This is a genomic window from Kineosporia sp. R_H_3 (assembly GCF_002198675.1).
GTDB lineage: Bacteria > Actinomycetota > Actinomycetes > Actinomycetales > Kineosporiaceae > R-H-3.
The window spans coordinates 167,447-182,805 of sequence record NZ_MWLL01000189.1 but is presented as its reverse complement, the minus strand read 5'-3'; the positions used below and the strand labels follow the sequence as shown (position 1 = coordinate 182,805).

Sequence of the window (15,359 nt, the reverse complement as noted above, 5' to 3'; positions counted from 1 at the left end):
TACCGAGGGGTCGGCACGTCGTCCCGGGTGCAGGATGACGGGTATGCGACTCGGACTCCAGATCCCCGACTTCACCTGGCCCGGCGGACCGGCGGCGCTCGGCCCGAAGCTGCGCCGCATCGCGACGGACGCCGAGGCGTCCGGCATGGCCAGCGTGTGGGTCATGGACCACTTCTTCCAGATCTCCATGGTCGGCCCGGCGGAGAACGACATGCTCGAGGGCTGGGCGACGCTCGCCCACCTCGCGGCGGTCACCGAGAAGGTCACGCTCGGCACGATGGTCACCGGCGTGACGTACCGGCACCCCGGCGTCCTCGTGAAGACCGCGACGACCCTCGACGTCCTCTCCGGCGGCCGCGCGTGGTTCGGCGTCGGCGCGGCGTGGAACGAGGAGGAGCACGTCGGGCTCGGCGTCCCGTACCCGCCTCTCGCGGAGCGCTTCGAGCGGCTCGAGGAGACGCTGCGGATCGCCCACCGGATGTGGTCCGGCGACGAGAGCCCCTACGAGGGCGAGCACTACTCGCTGGCCCGCCCGCTGAACTCCCCGCCCGCGCTCTCCTCGCCGCACCCGAAGATCCTCATCGGGGGCACCGGCGAGAAGAAGACGCTGCGGATGGTCGCCGAGTACGCCGACGCCTGCAACATCTTCGAGATGGGTCCGGACGCCGTCCGCGCCAAGCTCGACGTGCTTCGCGGGCACTGCGAGCGGCTCGGCCGCGACTACGACGCGATCGAGAAGACGTCGCTCGGCCGGCTCGACCTCGTGCGGCCCGGCGCCGAGCGGGTCGAGGGCAGCCAGACCGTCGAGGAGGCGGTCGACCGGTTCGCCGCGTACGCGGCGGTCGGCGTCGACCACGCCATCGTCTCGCTGCCGCGGGTCAGCGACCCGGCGGCGTGGGAGCTCGTCCCCGACCTCGTGGCGGCCGTGGAGAAGATCACGCCCGCGGGGCGCTGAGGCGTCCCGCAGGACGGTCACGACCGCCGCGGACGGCCGGTCGTCGGTTAGTTTTGCGGCAGCCGGACCGCGCCGACGACGCCGCATCCCCTCGCCGGTACTGGACGACACCCGGAGGCCCGCCCCGTGTTCTCGAAGATCCTGGTCGCCAACCGCGGCGAGATCGCCGTCCGGGCCTTCCGGGCCGCCTACGAGCTCGGGGCGCGCACCGTGGCGGTCTTCCCGTGGGAGGACCGCAACGCCGTCCACCGGATCAAGGCGGACGAGTCGTACCTCATCGGCGAGCGCGGCCACCCGGTGCACGCCTACCTGACGGTCTCCGAGATCGTCCGGGTCGCCCGGGAGTCCGGTGCGGACGCCGTCTACCCGGGCTACGGCTTCCTCTCCGAGAACCCCGAGCTCGCCCAGGCCTGCGCCGACGCCGGGATCACCTTCATCGGCCCGCAGGCGTCCGTGCTGTCGATGGCCGGCAACAAGGTCAAGGCGGTCACGGCCGCCCGCGCCGCCGGGGTGCCGGTCCTGCGCTCGTCCGCGCCGTCGTCCGACGTCGACGAGCTCGTCGCGGCGGCCGAGGAGATCGGGTTCCCGATCTTCGTCAAGGCGGTCGCCGGCGGCGGCGGTCGCGGCATGCGCCGGGTGGACGACCGCCCCGCGCTGCCCGACGCCCTCGCGACCGCGATGCGGGAGGCTGAGGGGGCCTTCGGCAACCCGACGATGTTCCTCGAGCAGGCCGTGCTGCGGCCGCGGCACATCGAGGTCCAGGTGCTCGCCGACGCGACCGGCGAGACCGTCCACCTCTTCGAGCGCGACTGCTCGGTGCAGCGCCGGCACCAGAAGGTCGTCGAGATCGCCCCGGCGCCCAACCTCGACCCAGACCTCCGCGACGCGCTCTGCCGCGACGCCGTCGCCTTCGCCCGGGGGATCGGCTACGTCAACGCCGGAACCGTCGAGTTCCTCCTCGACACCGCCGGCGACAACGCCGGCAAGCACGTCTTCATCGAGATGAACCCGCGCATCCAGGTCGAGCACACCGTGACCGAGGAGGTCACCGACGTCGACCTCGTCATGTCGCAGATGCGGATCGCGGCGGGGGAGACCCTCGCCGACCTCGGGCTCACCCAGGACAAGATCCACCTGCGGGGCGCCGCCCTGCAGTGCCGGATCACCACCGAGGACCCCGCGAACGGCTTCCGCCCCGACACCGGCATGGTCAACACCTACCGCTCGCCGGGCGGAGCCGGCGTCCGGCTCGACGGCGGCACGGTGCACGCGGGCGCGTCGGTCAGCCCGCACTTCGACTCCATGCTCGTCAAGCTCATCTGCCGCGGCGCCGACTTCGAGACCGCCGTCCGCCGCTCGCAGCGCGCCCTGGCCGAGTTCCGGATCCGCGGCGTGAGCACGAACATCCCCTTCCTCCAGGCGCTGCTCGCCGAGCCGGACTTCGTCGCCGGCGGCATCACGACGTCCTTCATCGACGACCGGCCCTACCTCGCGGCCGCCCGCGGCAGCAGCGACCGCGGCACGAAGCTGCTCACCTGGCTCGCGGACGTCACCGTGAACAAGCCGAACGGCGAGCCGCGGACGACGCTCGCGCCGCGGGAGAAGCTGCCCGCCCTCGACGTCGCCGCCCCGGCCCCGGACGGCTCGCGGCAGCGGCTGCTCGAGCTCGGCCCCGAGGGCTTCGCGCAGGCGCTCCGGGCGCAGCGCACGGTCGCGGTCACCGACACGACGTTCCGTGACGCGCACCAGTCGCTGCTCGCGACCCGGGTACGCACCCGCGACCTGCTCGCCGTCGCGCCGCACGTCGCGCGGATGACGCCCGGCCTGCTCTCGGTCGAGTGCTGGGGCGGGGCGACGTACGACGTCGCCCTGCGCTTCCTCGGGGAGGACCCCTGGGAGCGGCTGGCGTCGCTGCGCGAGACGATGCCGAACCTGTGCCTGCAGATGCTGCTGCGCGGCCGCAACACCGTCGGGTACACCCCGTACCCGACCGAGGTCACCGACGCGTTCGTCCACGAGGCCGCCGCGACCGGCATCGACGTCTTCCGGATCTTCGACGCGCTCAACGACGTCGAGCAGATGCGCCCGGCGATCGAGGCCGTCCGGGACACCGGCAGCGCCGTCGCCGAGGTGGCGCTCTGCTACACCGCCGACCTGCTCGACCCGGCGGAGACGCTCTACACCCTCGACTACTACCTGGGTCTCGCCGACGAGATCGTCGCCGCGGGCGCGCACGTCATCGCCGTCAAGGACATGGCGGGCCTGCTGCGGCCCTACGCCGCCAAGAAGCTCGTCACGGCGCTGCGTGAGCGCTTCGACCTGCCGGTGCACCTGCACACCCACGACACCGCGGGCGGCCAGCTCGCGACACTCGTCGCGGCCGTCGAGGCCGGGGTGGACGCCGTCGACGTCGCGACCGCGTCGATGTCCGGGACGACGAGCCAGCCGTCGATGTCCGCCCTCGTCGCGGCCCTCGCGCACACCGAGCGCGCGCCGGACCTCGACCTGCGCGCCGTCATGGACCTCGAGCCCTACTGGGAGGCGGTGCGCCGGGTCTACGCACCGTTCGAGTCCGGGCTGCCGTCACCGACCGGCCGGGTCTACGACCACGAGATCCCCGGCGGCCAGCTCTCCAACCTGCGCCAGCAGGCCATCGCCCTCGGGCTCGGGGAGAAGTTCGAGCAGATCGAGGCGATGTACGCCGCGGCGGACCGGATCCTCGGCCGGCTCGTCAAGGTCACGCCGTCCTCGAAGGTCGTCGGCGACCTCGCCCTGCACCTGGTCGCGGTCGGGGCCGACCCGAAGGAGTTCGCCGAGACCCCCGACCGGTTCGACATCCCGGACTCGGTCATCGGCTTCCTCGGCGGCGAGCTCGGCGACCCGCCCGGCGGCTGGCCGGAGCCGTTCCGCAGCAAGGCGCTCGCCGGCCGCAGCACGCCCAAGCGCACCGTGGACCTGTCCGAGGACGACCGCAAGGCGCTGACGACGGACCGCCGGACGACGCTGAACCGGCTGCTCTTCCCGGGCCCGACGAAGGACTTCGCCGCGGTCCGCGAGACGTACGGCGACGTCTCCGTGATCGACACGACCGACTACCTGTACGGCCTGCGGCACGGGGTCGAGCACGTCGTCGAGCTCGAGCGCGGGGTGCGCCTCATCGCCGGGCTCGAGGCCGTCGGCGACGTCGACGAGAAGGGCCTGCGGACCGTCATGTGCACCCTCAACGGGCAGCTGCGCCCGATCCAGGTGCGCGACCGCTCGGTCAAGGTCGACGTCCGGCAGGCGGAGCGCGCGGACCCGACGAACCCGGGGCACGTCGCCGCGCCGTTCTCCGGCGTCGTGTCGCTCGCGGTCGAGACCGGGGCCACGGTCGAGGCCGGTGCGACGGTCGCGACGATCGAGGCGATGAAGATGGAGGCCTCGATCACGACCCCGGTCGCCGGGGTGGTCCAGCGGCTCGCGATCGGCGCCGTGACGCAGGTCGAGGGCGGCGACCTCGTGCTCGTCATCGCCCCGAAGGGCTGACCCGGCGGGGGTCAGCCCCGGCGGGCCAGGGCGTCGAGGAGGACGGCCTGCAGGTCCGCAGGGTCGCGGGCCTGGTAGGCCTGCCCGCCCGGGGTTGCCGCGGCGAGCCGGCGCAGCGAGGGCAGGTCCGTGTCGCCGCCGATGCCGATGGCGATGAGCCGGACGGCGCCCTTCGCGCGCCCCTTCTCGAGCCGGCTGACGACCTCGTCGAGGGTCAGACCGGTGCTGTCGAGGTTGCGGCCGTCGGTGAGCAGGACGACGACGTTCGACGCGCGCCCGTCGTAGCTCGCCTGCATCTCGGCGACCGCGGCGTCGACGGTGTCGTAGATCGACGTGCCGCCGTCCCGGGTCTGCCGGGGCAGCGCCTTGAGCAGCTCGAGGATCGCCGCCCGGTGCGTCCTGCCCTGGTCCGGCGCGTCGAGCCGGTCGACGGCGGCCAGCTGCTTGTAGTCGACGTCGCCCTCGATCTTCGACGCGAACATCCACGCCCCGACGCTGTTGTCCGGGGGGAGCGCGGTCAGGGCGGCGGTCGCGGCGTCGCGGACCAGGTCGATCCGCTTGACGCCGGGCCGGGCCTCGATGTTCATCGACGTCGAGACGTCGATGAGGGCGAGCATCCGGGTCGGGGCGGCGAGCGTCGTCAGGGCGGTGATCGTCGCGCCGACCGTCTTGGCATCGGGGACGGGCAGCGCCCGGATCTTCTCGGTGCGGACGCCCTCGCCGTCCGGTGCCCCGCCGTCTTCGAGCCGGAACCCCTGGGCGGCGTACGTCGCACCGGCCCCGGCGGACGTGAGCTCGGCCGCCACGCTCTTCGCGAGCGCCTCGGTCGTCGGGCCCCAGCGGCCGTCCGCGACCCGGACGAGCGGGTAGTCCAGGAACGGTGAGCCGTCCTTCGGGTAGATCATCGTCAGCGAGGCGAGGCCGCCGCGCCGCAGCGCGAGGACGGACTGCTCGGTGGACGGCAGGATCGGCGTCGCGGGGGAGTTCTCGCTGACGAGGTCGAGCGGGGCCTGGAGGCCGACCGTGTTGCCCTGCGAGACGGACAGGCTGAGCGCCGCGAGGGCGCGACGGTACTGCGGGGTGTCGCCGAGGCTGGCGCGCAGCGCGAACGCCGTCGCGAGGCCGCAGGTGTCCGTCGTGAGGTCGACGGACACCGGCCACCCGGTGGTCACCGCCTGCGCCCACGCGGGCGGGTCGTCGGTCGACCACTTGAGGGCCTTCGCCGAGGCCTCGCTCGTCGCGAGCACGACGGGGGACGTCGCGAGCGAGCCCTCCCGGGCGAGCGGGACGGCACGGGCCGCCCGGGCGACCCAGATCGAGGAGTCCGGGATCCACAGGTGCGGCAGCCGGGCGAGCTCCTCGGGCAGGGTCGCCGCCTTGGCCGCGCGGGTGGCCGCGACGACCTGGTCCGGGTCGACGCCCTGGACGTCGACGCGCAGGCAGGTGCCGTCGGACAGCGCCCGGCCCTGGGCCGGCGCGAGCACGGCGTTGACCGCGGGTGTCATCGCGGGGCTCGCCGCGACCCGGATGACCGTGGGGGTGCAGTCCGGGGAGGTCGCACCACGCAGGGTCTGGACGAACGACAGGTCGAGCGCACCGGTGCGCTGCGCGACGACGGCACCGCCGGACGCGACCGCGAGCACCGCGAGGGCGGCGACGAGCCGGCGCCCGCGGCGACGCGGCTGCCGCCGGGACCCGGGCGTGTGCCGGCCCACGGAACCTCCTGTCGACCCCGCCGCGACCCGTCCGCTTCGGGAGGCGGCCCGGGGAGAGGGGCCAGGTTAGCCCTGGTCAGCACGCGAATGGGGGGTCCGGGCGGATGAATCACCCACGGTGGCCGAGAGACGACGGTGGGCAGCGGAGCAGGGCCGTCCGCGACGGCGGTGCCCTGCGTGCGCGAAGATGCGCGCATGACCGACAGCGGCCTCTTCCCCACGAGCGTGACGACGCACACCGCAGCGAGCGCCGTGCGGCGGCGCGGGACCGCCCTCGTGCGCCCGCCGGGGCCGCGGCTGGCCGACGGGATCGTCACGCACATCGAGCGGTCGCCGGTCGACGTCCCGCTCGCCCGGGCCCAGCACGCGGCGTACGTCGCGGCGCTCGCGGGCGCCGGCTGGGACGTCCGGGAGGTGCCGCCCGCCGACGAGCACCCGGACGCCGTGTTCGTCGAGGACACCGTCGTCGTGGTGGACGACCTCGCGGTCCTCACCCACCCGGGCGCGCTGCAGCGCCGCGGCGAGGTCGAGGGGACGGCGAAGGCCGTCGAGGCGCTCGGGCTGCGGACGGCGCGGATCACGGCGCCCGGGCACCTGGACGGCGGCGACGTCCTGCAGGTCGGCTCGACCGTCTACGTCGGGCGCGGCGGCCGCACCGACGCCGAGGGCATCCGCCAGCTCCGGGCGCACCTCGCACCGCTGGGTCGCACCGTGGTCCCGGTGCCGCTGCACGCCGTCCTGCACCTGAAGTCGGCGGTGACCGCGCTGCCCGACGGCACGATCGTCGGGCTGCCGGACCTCGTCGACGTCACCCCGTTCCCGACCCTGCGGACCGTCGAGGAGGAGGGCGGCGCGCACGTCGTCCCGATCAGCGAGGGCACCGTGCTCATGGCCACGTCGGCGCCGAAGACCCGGGAGTGGCTGCTCGACCTCGGCTTCGACGTCGTCGCCGTCGACATCGGCGAGTTCGAGAAGCTCGAGGGCTGCGTGACCTGCCTCAGCGTCCTCGTCCCCGCCCGCTGACGTCCGCCGCCGTCCGTCGAGCAGGGCGGGCCGGGCGACGCGTCAGCCGACCGCAGGCACCGTCGCCGCCGCGGCGGCGAGCGCCGCCACGGCCACCGCGAGCCGGACGCCGTCCCAGCGCAGCAGCCGCCGGTAGGCGGCCGCGTCGAAGCCTGCGCCGAGCCGGGCGTGCTGCGGGACGGCGCCGAACGCGGTGACCCCGAGCAGCGCGGCGAGCAGCAGCGCGGCGGCCAGGCCCGCCGCCCGCGGGACGCCCGGGACGATGAGCAGCGCGAGCGTCGACCCGCAGAGCGCGGCGAAGAGCGGCCCGACGACGAGGCTGACCCGGCGGGTGTGGCTCGCCTCGTAGCCGGTGAACGCGGGCACCGGGACGGCGGCCATCTGCGGGTAGACGAGCACCCGGACCGTCGCCTGGAAGCCGGCGTAGGCGGCCGTCGTCGCGACGTGCGCGACCGCCGCGACCAGGGCCGCGTCCACCCCGCTCAGCCGGTCATGCCCAGGGCGGCCTCGCTGTGCGCGAGCGCGCGGGCGTACCAGGGCTCCGGGTCGAGCGCGGTGGCGAGCCGCAGGTGCGTCACGGCCTCGTGGTGGCGGCTGCGCCGGCTCAGCGTCCGGCCGAGCGCGGCGTGCGCGTAGTGGTCGGCCGGGTCGCGGTCGACCACCTGCCGGAAGAGGTCCTCCGCCCGCGCCAGCTGCGCCGTCGCGAAGGCCGCGCGGCCGGCGAGCAGCAGCACGGACGTCGGCGCGTCCTCGCCGAGCAGCGGGTCGAGGACCTGGAACGCCGAGTGGGCGTCCCCGGCCGAGACGAGCCGCTGCGCCGTCCGGAACCTCTCGACGTCGTCCATGGGCCCATCCTCCGTCCGGCACCGGCCCGGGGACCAGTCCCCGGGCACCGACACGAGACAACTGCGGCGGCCCCGCAGACGTTCCGCATCCGTCGAAACCGCGGCGTCACCTGCGGTGCGGGCCGGTCTGGCACAGTGACGCCGTGCCCCACGACGCAGCCGGTGTGCGCACCGGCGCGTGGTACGCCGGGGCCTGCCTGCTCATCCTCGGCGTCATGCCGATCATCTCCAACGGCCGGCCGCCGGGCGCGAGCGCGCTGACGTTCGCGCTCCTGCTCACGCTGTGGGAGGTCGTGCTCGCCGTCCCGGTCCAGGTGCGGGAGTGGCGGTCGGGGGAGCGCGGACTGCTCCGCGAGCGGCTGCCGCGGGACGTCGCGTGCCGGGTCGTGCTCGTCACCGTCGGAACCGGGATGCTCTTCGGGATCTCGACGTGGGCGTACGTGCTGGCGTTCCAGACCGCGGGCGCCGTGAACGCCGCGATCGCCCTGCAGTCCTACCCGCTCGTCGCGGCGGCGCTCGAGGCGGTCGTCCTCGGGCGGCGCAAGACCCGCACCGAGCTCGCGTTCACGGGCGTCATCGTCGTCGCGCTGTACTACCTCGCGACCGGGGGCACGTGGCGGATGAGCGGCGTCTCGGGCTGGTTCGCGCTGGCGCTGTCCGTGCCGGTGATGTGGAGCGCCGCGCACATCACCCTGCGCCAGGCCCTCGTGTCGACGACGATCACCCCGCTGCAGGTGACGACGTCCCGGCTCGTCGTGTCCGCCGTCTTCCTCGTCCCGCTCGCGCTCGCCGTCGACGGGCCGCAGGCCGTCGTCGGCGCGCTGACCTCGCCGGGGCTGCAGCTGTTCGGGGCGCTCATGGGGCTGGCGTACTACCTCGAGCTCGTCCTGTGGTTCTACGCCGTGCGGCAGATCGACGTCTCGCTGGCGAGCGCCATCACGGTGCCGGCACCGGCGGTGACGCTGCTGCTCGCGGTGCTCTTCCTCGGCGAGCACGCCCGGGCGTACCAGGTGGTCGCGCTGGGCGCCGTCGTCGCCGGGCTGTTCGGGCTGGTCCGGGCCGGCGCCGCCGCCCGGGCCCGGGAGCGCCCGCTGCCCGGCCCCGCGGCCTGACGCCCCGGGCGCGTGCCGCCGTCCCCGCTCTGGCACAGTACGGACGTGGTCGCTCCGCTCGTCGTCGCGCTCGTCGGGGGAGGGCTCGCGCTGTTCGTCCTCGGCGCGGTGCTCGCCGGTCTCGGGAAGGTGCCCGGCCGGGTCGTCCTCGGCCTCGCGGCGCTGCTCGAGGTGGTCGTCGCCGTCCAGGTCGTCTGGGCCGTCGTGTCCCTCGTCGACGGGTACCGGCCGGCCGAGACCCTCGTCGTCGTGCTCTACCTGCTGGGCGTCCTCGTCGTCCTGCCGCTCGTCGTCGCCTGGTCGCTCGCGGAGCGGACCCGCTGGAGCAACCTCGTCGTGGCCGTCGGCGCGCTCACGGTGATGGCGATGACGGCACGCCTGGACCAGATGTGGAGGGTCACCGGTGGTTGAGACGACGTCGTCCGCGGAGCCCGGGGTCACCGCGACAGGCTTCGGCCGGGTGCTCGTGGCGCTCTACGCGGTCATGGCCGTCGGGGCCTGCTCGCGCTCGGTCGTGCAGGTCGCGACCCGGTTCGGCGAGGCGCCGATCGCCTACGCGCTCAGCGCGTTCGCTGCTGTCGTGTACGTCCTCGCGACCGTCGGGCTGGCCCGGCGCGGCCCGGGCGCCCGGCGGCTGGCGACGGTCGCGTGCACCGTCGAGCTCGTCGGGGTGCTCGCCGTGGGGACGTTCACCGTGGTCGTGCCGTCCGACTTCCCGGACGCGACGGTCTGGTCGCTCTACGGCATGGGCTACGTGTTCATCCCGCTCGTGCTGCCGGTGCTCGGCCTGTGGTGGCTGCGCCGGACCCGGTCCACCGGCTGAGCGACGGTCGGCTCAGCCGCGGCCGAGCGCCGCCGCGGTGAGGCCGGAGAGCGACGTCCGCTGGACGCCGGCCGCATCGAAGTTCGCGGGGTCGAGCCAGGACCCGTAGGCCGGCTCGAGGGCCCGGACGTCGTCGTCCGTCATGGCGAACCAGGCGGTGTCCCGGTTGCGGCCCTTGTAGACGACCGCGTTGCGGAAGATGCCCTCGAAGGTGAAGCCGAGCCGGGCGGCCGCCGCCCGCGACGGACCGTTGAGGGCGTCGCACTTCCACTCGTAGCGGCGGTAGCCGAGCTCGAGGACGGCGTGCCGCGCCATGAGCCACATCGCCTCGGTGGCGGCGCGGGACCGCTGCAGGGCCGCCGAGTACACGATCGAGCCGACCTCGACGGCGCCGTGCGCGACGTCGGTGCGCATGAACGTCGCGGTGCCCTCGACGGCGTCGCCGCCGCCGTCGGTGACGACGAGCACCATCGGCCAGGTGCCGGGGGTCCGCGCCAGGCCGTCGAGCCAGTCGACGATCTCGGCCGTCCCGGCGGGCCGGTTGAAGAGGTACGTCCAGCGGATCTCGACCTCCTCCGGCGAACCGGCGAGGACGGCGGCGGTCAGCGCCTCGGCGTGCCGGCCGGCGTCCCAGGCCTCGAGCCGGCAGTACCGCCCGGTGAGGGTCTGCGGGCGCGGCGGCAGGCGCGGCGTCCAACCGTCGACGGGCAGGCCCACCGGGCGGCCCACGCCGTCGACCCGGTAGGCCAGGCCCTCCGGGGTCCTCAGGGCGCTCGTGTCGTGCACCGGTGCACCGGTCGGGCTGCTCGGGTCGTTCACGCGCCGACCCTCTCATGCCCCGCGGTGGGGCGGTAAAGCCGGCGACGAGCCGCGGGGGACACGGCGAGACTGGACGGATGGGAGCACACGGGTCACCGGGTGCGGCACCGGACGCCGCGCCCGAGGTCCAGGTCGTCGTCGCGCACCGGCAGCGTGCGACCGTCCGCGTCGGTGACGTCTTCCTGAAGATCGACGGGAACCAGGCGAACATCGACGTCGAGGTAGCGGCGATGGCGCTCGCGCCGGTCCCGACGCCGCAGGTCCTCTGGCGGCAGCCGCCCGTGCTCGCGCTCGCGGCCGTGCCGGGGACGGCACTGGGGCGCCTCGGCGAGCGGACGACCGCCCCGCCGTCGGCGTGGGCCGCGGCAGGCGCCGTCGTGCGCAGGCTGCACGACGCGCCGCTGCCACCGCTGCCCCGCCGGGACCCGGGCGACGTGGCGGTAGAGCTCGACGAGGCCTGCGCATGGCTCGTCGCGAACGACGTCCTCCCTGCCGACGTGGTCGCCCGCAACCGCCGGCTCGCAGCGGAGGCCCTGCGACCCCGGACGCCGGTGTTCGTGCACGGGGACCTGCAGGTCAGCCACGTGTTCGTCGACGGCGACGTGGTCACCGGAGTCATCGACTGGTCCGAGGCCGGGCAGGGCGACGCGACGGACGACCTCGCCAGCCTCACCTTCGGGCACGAGGAACGCCTGGGTGACCTGCTCGGCGGCTACGGCACGGACGTCGATCTCGACGCGATCCGCGCGTGGTGGTCGCTGCGCGCGCTGCGGGCGACGCCCTGGCTGATCCGGCACGGCTTCGACCCGTTCCTTCCGGGCTGCGAGGTGGACGTGCTGATGTCCCGGATGTGACGCGGCGTGCCAGGCTCGGGGGCATGACGCTGCCGGGCATCTTCACCGTCGAGGAGGCACGTGAGGTCCTCGCCGGCCTCCTGCCGCTGCTGGACCGGGTCGTCGAGGTGCGGGCCGATGCTCGTCAGCTCGGGGCCGACCTGGACGCCGGGTCCGCGGGCGGCGGCCTCGGCGGGCTGCCGGAGCTCAAGGCGGCGCAGGCGCAGCTCGACGACCTGCTCACCCAGGTGCAGGCGACCGGTGTCGAGCTCAAGGGGTTCGCGCCGCTCCTGCTGGACTTCCCGGCGGACCTGGACGGCGTCCCGGTGCTCCTGTGCTGGCTGGAGGGGGAGCGGGGGCTCGACTGGTACCACCGCGCGGACCTCGGCTTCGCCGGGCGCCGCCGGCTGCCGGACCGTGCGCGTCCGGCGTCGCCGGGCGTTGTCGGAGGGTCGTCCTAGGGTGACGGACGACCCCGCAGCCCGTCGCAGGAGGCAACCGTGACGACTCTTCCCGGCCGTTCGAGGACCGCGCTCGTCGTGGTCGACGTGCAGAACGGCGTCATGGCCGGCGCCCACGCGCGTGACGCCGTCATCGCGAACATCGACACGCTCGTGTCGACCGCCCGCGAACAGGGCGTGCCCGTCGTGTGGGTTCAGCACTCCAGCGAGGAGCTGCCCACCGGCAGCGAGCCCTGGCAGTACGTCCCCGAGCTCGTGCGTGAGCCGTCGGAGCCGTTGGTGCACAAGGAGTACGGCGACTCCTTCGAGGCGACCGACCTGGAGTCGGTGCTCGCCGGTCTCGGCGTCGGCCGGCTCGTCGTCGCGGGAGCGCAGACCGACGCCTGCATCCGCTCGACGCTGCACGGTGCGATCACCCGCGGGTACGACGCGACGCTCGTGTCGGACGCGCACACCACCGAGGACCTCTCCGAGTGGGGCGCACCGCCGCCCGCGCAGGTCGTCGCGCACACGAACCTGTACTGGTCGTGGCAGTCCGCGCCCGGGCGCGTGGGCGGGACCGTCGAGACCGCGGCCGTCGACTTCGGGCCGGCCGAGGGCTGAGCGGGCCGTCCGGTTGACGGCCCGTCAGCGGCTCACCCCAGGGTGGCGGGCCGTTCCAGCATCGTGCCGTCCGGCGGGCGGAAGCCGAATGCGGCGTAGACCGGGTGCGCGTCGGCGGTGTGGAGCATCCACCGGAAGCGCGCCCCGGGGCCCTCGTCGACCATCGTCCGCACGAGTCCGTGGCCGACGCCCCGGCCGCGGTGCGCGGGGACGACGAACACGTCGGCCAGGTAGGCGATGGCGACCCCGTCGCTCACCGCCCGGGCGTAGCCGACCATCGCACCGTCCGACCGGTCGTACGCGGCCACGACCCGCCATGCCCCGTCGAGCTGTGCCAGCACGGTGCCCCGGTCGCGCCAGCGGCCCCAGTAGGCGTCGGTGCCGAGGAAGCCCCAGACGACGTCGCGGTCCACGCGCGTGCGGTCGTCGTCGAACGTGTAGGCGTCGGGAGTCGTCACAGGGCGAGTGTGCCCGGCCCCGTCGGCGTCGGCGTGGGAGACTCCCGATCACGGTCCGGACGTCCTGGGCCGGCCTCGGGGGAGGTGCTCGTCATGTCCGTTCCTGGTGGTGCGCCCGTCGTTCCGGCCCGGCCGAGGGCGCGGGCCCGCCAGCACGTGGTGCCCGCGCTCGTCGTCTTCGCCGGGGTGGCTGCGTTCGTGGTGCTCGCCCTGGTCGTCGTCAGCCTCGTGTTCCTCGTCGACGACGAGTTCGACGTCAAGGCCGTGCTCGTCGGCCTGGCGGGCGGTATCGGGATGGCTGCCGGTGTTGCGGTGGCCGCGTTCGTCGTCGGGTTGGCGCTCGACGTCGTGACCCGGTCGGCGCCGGCCGTCGTCCGGTGGGCGGCCCCGGTGCCGGTGCCGCTCGTCGGTCTCGGGCTCCTGGTCGCGGGCGAGGGCGTCCTCGGGTTCTACCCGACGGTGCTCGGCCTCCTGCTGTGCCTGTACTGGGCGGTGTTCCTCGCGCAGGCCGGGGTGGTCAGCCTCTTCCGGCGGCTGCGCGCCCGCCTCGGCGCCGCCGCCTGAGGTCGGCGGGCCTTCAGAGCTCCGCCTCGCAGGGGACGGGGGCGACGGTCTTGCGCCGGATGTTCGTCCAGCCGGTCCAGCCGCGCTCCTCGAGCAGCTCGAGCATGCGGACCGCACCCGGGAAGGACTCGACGAACGCCGCGTCGAGCAGCGCGACGAGGTCCTCGCTCACCGGGTGCTCGTCCTCGACGCCCTCCGCGCCGTCCGCTGCCGCCTGGATGAAGGCGGCCACCCGGTCGGCGAGCACGGGCAGCCGTGGGTCCTCCGGCCCGCAGTCGGAGAGCTCCCCGACGTCCAGGTACAGCCGGCGCAGGGACTCGTCCTCGAGCTGGGCCCGCTTCATCGCCATCCACGGGCCCACCTGCTCGGGCATCTGGGCCGCGATGAGGATCCAGCTGTCGCGCTCGATCTCGACGAGCCGTTCCCGGAAGCCGAGCTCGCGCATCCGGTCGACGTAGGCGACGACCTCGGGCGGCAGCGCCAGGCTGTCGCCCGCCGCGAGCTTCGCGATGCGCTCGCGGTGCGACTGCCGCTCGCGGATCTCGGCCCGCAGCCGGCGGTCGATGTCGTCGACCGCCGCCACGAACTCCTCGTCGTCCGCGGCCAGCAGCTCGCGCACCCGGGAGAGCGGGACGCCCGCGTCGGCGAGGGTGCGGATCCGCACGAGCTCGACGACCGCGGCCGCGCCGTAGCGCCGGTAGCCGGAGTGGTCGCGCTCGGGCTCGGGCAGCAGCCCCTTGGCGTGGTAGTGCCGGACCGTCCGCACCGTCACACCGGCGTACGACGCGAGCTGGCCGATCGTCAGCATGGCCCCATTGTCCGTCCGGCCACCGTGCGTGTCAGTCGTCGCGGCGGGGTCACGACGTCCTGCTGCGGTGGATCCGCATCGCGAGCGCGTACGCCACGACGAGCAGCCCGACGCACCAGGCGAGCGCCGTCCAGAGGCCGTCGCCGACCGGCTGCTCGGCGAGCAGGGCGCGGAGGGTGTCGACGATCGGGGTGACCGGCTGGTGCTCGGCGAACCAGCGCACCGGTCCCGGCATGCCGGCGGTGGGGACGAACGCCGAGCTGACGAACGGCAGGAAGACGAGCGGGTAGGAGAACCCGCTCACCCCGTCGACCGACGTCGCGGTGAGCCCCGGGATGACGGCCAGCCAGGTCAGGGCCGTCGTGAAGAGCAGCATGATCCCGAGGACCGCGAGCCAGGCGAGCACCCCGGCGCCGGACCGGAAGCCCATCGCCAGGGCGACGAGGACGACGAGGACGAGCGACACGAGGTTCGCCACGACGGACGTGAGGACGTGCCCCCACAGCAGGGCCGAGCGCGCGATCGGCATCGACTGGAACCGCTCGAAGATGCCGCTCGAGACGTCGGTGAAGAGCCTGAACGCGGTGTAGGCGATCCCGGAGGCGACGGTGACGAGGAGGATCCCGGGGAGCAGGTAGTCGACGTAGGCCGCACGCCCGACGTCGATCGCGCCGCCGAAGACGTAGACGAAGAGCAGGAGCATCGTGATCGGCGTGATCGCCGTGGTGATGATGGTGTCCGGGCTGCGCAGGATGTGCCGGAGGGACCGACCGAGCAGGACGGTGCTGTCGTGGACGAAGGCGGTGGGCATCGGT

The 15,359-nt window shown here is 74.4% G+C and carries 17 protein-coding genes; 10 read left to right on the top strand and 7 right to left on the bottom strand.

Annotation, left to right across the window (positions count from 1 at the left end):
• The first annotated feature begins 43 nt into the window (after positions 1-43).
• The gene (locus tag ECOMGDLI_RS22560) at positions 44-955 is read left to right on the top strand and encodes an LLM class F420-dependent oxidoreductase (protein WP_088319090.1); all 912 of its coding nucleotides are present in this window, start codon (positions 44-46) and stop codon (positions 953-955) included.
• A 126-nt stretch (positions 956-1,081) separates the two neighbouring features.
• The gene (locus ECOMGDLI_RS22555; protein WP_088319089.1) at positions 1,082-4,480 is read left to right on the top strand and encodes a pyruvate carboxylase; all 3,399 of its coding nucleotides are present in this window, start codon (positions 1,082-1,084) and stop codon (positions 4,478-4,480) included.
• An 11-nt stretch (positions 4,481-4,491) separates the two neighbouring features.
• Here the strand turns inward: ECOMGDLI_RS22555 and ECOMGDLI_RS22550 are convergent, their stop codons facing one another.
• Positions 4,492-6,195 carry a VWA domain-containing protein gene (locus ECOMGDLI_RS22550; RefSeq protein ID WP_088319088.1) on the bottom strand — a complete coding sequence of 568 codons (1,704 nt, stop codon included), beginning with the start codon at positions 6,193-6,195 and terminating at the stop codon, positions 4,492-4,494.
• 195 nt (positions 6,196-6,390) lie between these two features.
• On the opposite strand from ECOMGDLI_RS22550, the gene ddaH reads away from it, so the two are divergent.
• Positions 6,391-7,218: a dimethylargininase gene (gene ddaH, locus ECOMGDLI_RS22545; protein WP_088319087.1), complete on the top strand. Its 828-nt coding sequence runs from the start codon at positions 6,391-6,393 to the stop codon at positions 7,216-7,218.
• Positions 7,219-7,260: 42 nt separating this feature from the next.
• On the opposite strand, the gene ECOMGDLI_RS22540 is transcribed toward ddaH, so the two are convergent.
• Positions 7,261-7,695, bottom strand: coding sequence for a hypothetical protein (locus ECOMGDLI_RS22540; RefSeq protein WP_198955098.1), 435 nt, complete (start codon positions 7,693-7,695; stop codon positions 7,261-7,263).
• A gap of 5 nt (positions 7,696-7,700) precedes the next feature.
• A complete protein-coding gene (locus tag ECOMGDLI_RS22535; protein WP_088319086.1) occupies positions 7,701-8,063 on the bottom strand; it encodes a hypothetical protein in 363 nt (120 codons plus the stop codon).
• A gap of 143 nt (positions 8,064-8,206) precedes the next feature.
• Here ECOMGDLI_RS22535 and ECOMGDLI_RS22530 point away from each other — a divergent pair, with 143 nt between their 5' ends.
• Genes ECOMGDLI_RS22530 through ECOMGDLI_RS22520 form a run of 3 tightly spaced genes read left to right on the top strand, consistent with a single transcriptional unit; the run spans position 8,207 to position 9,998 of the window.
• A complete protein-coding gene (locus tag ECOMGDLI_RS22530; protein ID WP_143447846.1) occupies positions 8,207-9,175 on the top strand; it encodes a DMT family transporter in 969 nt (322 codons plus the stop codon).
• Positions 9,176-9,220: 45 nt separating this feature from the next.
• Positions 9,221-9,586 carry a hypothetical protein gene (locus tag ECOMGDLI_RS22525; RefSeq protein WP_088319084.1) on the top strand — a complete coding sequence of 122 codons (366 nt, stop codon included), beginning with the start codon at positions 9,221-9,223 and terminating at the stop codon, positions 9,584-9,586.
• On the top strand, positions 9,579-9,998 hold the full coding sequence (locus ECOMGDLI_RS22520) for a hypothetical protein (RefSeq protein ID WP_088319083.1): 420 nt from the start codon (positions 9,579-9,581) through the stop codon (positions 9,996-9,998). The genes ECOMGDLI_RS22525 and ECOMGDLI_RS22520 overlap by 8 nt, the downstream gene beginning before the upstream one ends.
• A 12-nt stretch (positions 9,999-10,010) precedes the next feature.
• Here the strand turns inward: ECOMGDLI_RS22520 and ECOMGDLI_RS22515 are convergent, their stop codons facing one another.
• Positions 10,011-10,817, bottom strand: a complete 807-nt coding sequence (locus ECOMGDLI_RS22515) for a GNAT family N-acetyltransferase (RefSeq protein ID WP_198955097.1) — start codon at positions 10,815-10,817, stop codon at positions 10,011-10,013.
• Positions 10,818-10,894: 77 nt separating this feature from the next.
• Here ECOMGDLI_RS22515 and ECOMGDLI_RS22510 point away from each other — a divergent pair, with 77 nt between their 5' ends.
• Genes ECOMGDLI_RS22510 through ECOMGDLI_RS22500 form a run of 3 tightly spaced genes read left to right on the top strand, consistent with a single transcriptional unit; the run spans position 10,895 to position 12,714 of the window.
• A complete protein-coding gene (locus ECOMGDLI_RS22510; RefSeq protein WP_088319082.1) occupies positions 10,895-11,671 on the top strand; it encodes a phosphotransferase in 777 nt (258 codons plus the stop codon).
• A 23-nt stretch (positions 11,672-11,694) separates the two neighbouring features.
• Positions 11,695-12,111, top strand: coding sequence for a DUF2203 domain-containing protein (locus ECOMGDLI_RS22505; RefSeq protein ID WP_088319081.1), 417 nt, complete (start codon positions 11,695-11,697; stop codon positions 12,109-12,111).
• Between the two features lie 39 nt (positions 12,112-12,150).
• Positions 12,151-12,714: a cysteine hydrolase family protein gene (locus tag ECOMGDLI_RS22500; RefSeq protein WP_088319080.1), complete on the top strand. Its 564-nt coding sequence runs from the start codon at positions 12,151-12,153 to the stop codon at positions 12,712-12,714.
• Positions 12,715-12,746: 32 nt separating this feature from the next.
• On the opposite strand, the gene ECOMGDLI_RS22495 is transcribed toward ECOMGDLI_RS22500, so the two are convergent.
• Positions 12,747-13,172, bottom strand: coding sequence for a GNAT family N-acetyltransferase (locus ECOMGDLI_RS22495; RefSeq protein ID WP_088319079.1), 426 nt, complete (start codon positions 13,170-13,172; stop codon positions 12,747-12,749).
• A 93-nt stretch (positions 13,173-13,265) separates the two neighbouring features.
• Here ECOMGDLI_RS22495 and ECOMGDLI_RS22490 point away from each other — a divergent pair, with 93 nt between their 5' ends.
• Positions 13,266-13,736, top strand: coding sequence for a hypothetical protein (locus tag ECOMGDLI_RS22490; RefSeq protein WP_143447845.1), 471 nt, complete (start codon positions 13,266-13,268; stop codon positions 13,734-13,736).
• Positions 13,737-13,749: 13 nt separating this feature from the next.
• On the opposite strand, the gene ECOMGDLI_RS22485 is transcribed toward ECOMGDLI_RS22490, so the two are convergent.
• Positions 13,750-14,544: a MerR family transcriptional regulator gene (locus ECOMGDLI_RS22485; protein ID WP_088319077.1), complete on the bottom strand. Its 795-nt coding sequence runs from the start codon at positions 14,542-14,544 to the stop codon at positions 13,750-13,752.
• Between the two features lie 49 nt (positions 14,545-14,593).
• Positions 14,594-15,355 carry an ABC transporter permease gene (locus ECOMGDLI_RS22480; protein WP_088319076.1) on the bottom strand — a complete coding sequence of 254 codons (762 nt, stop codon included), beginning with the start codon at positions 15,353-15,355 and terminating at the stop codon, positions 14,594-14,596.
• Positions 15,356-15,359: the final 4 nt, after the last annotated feature.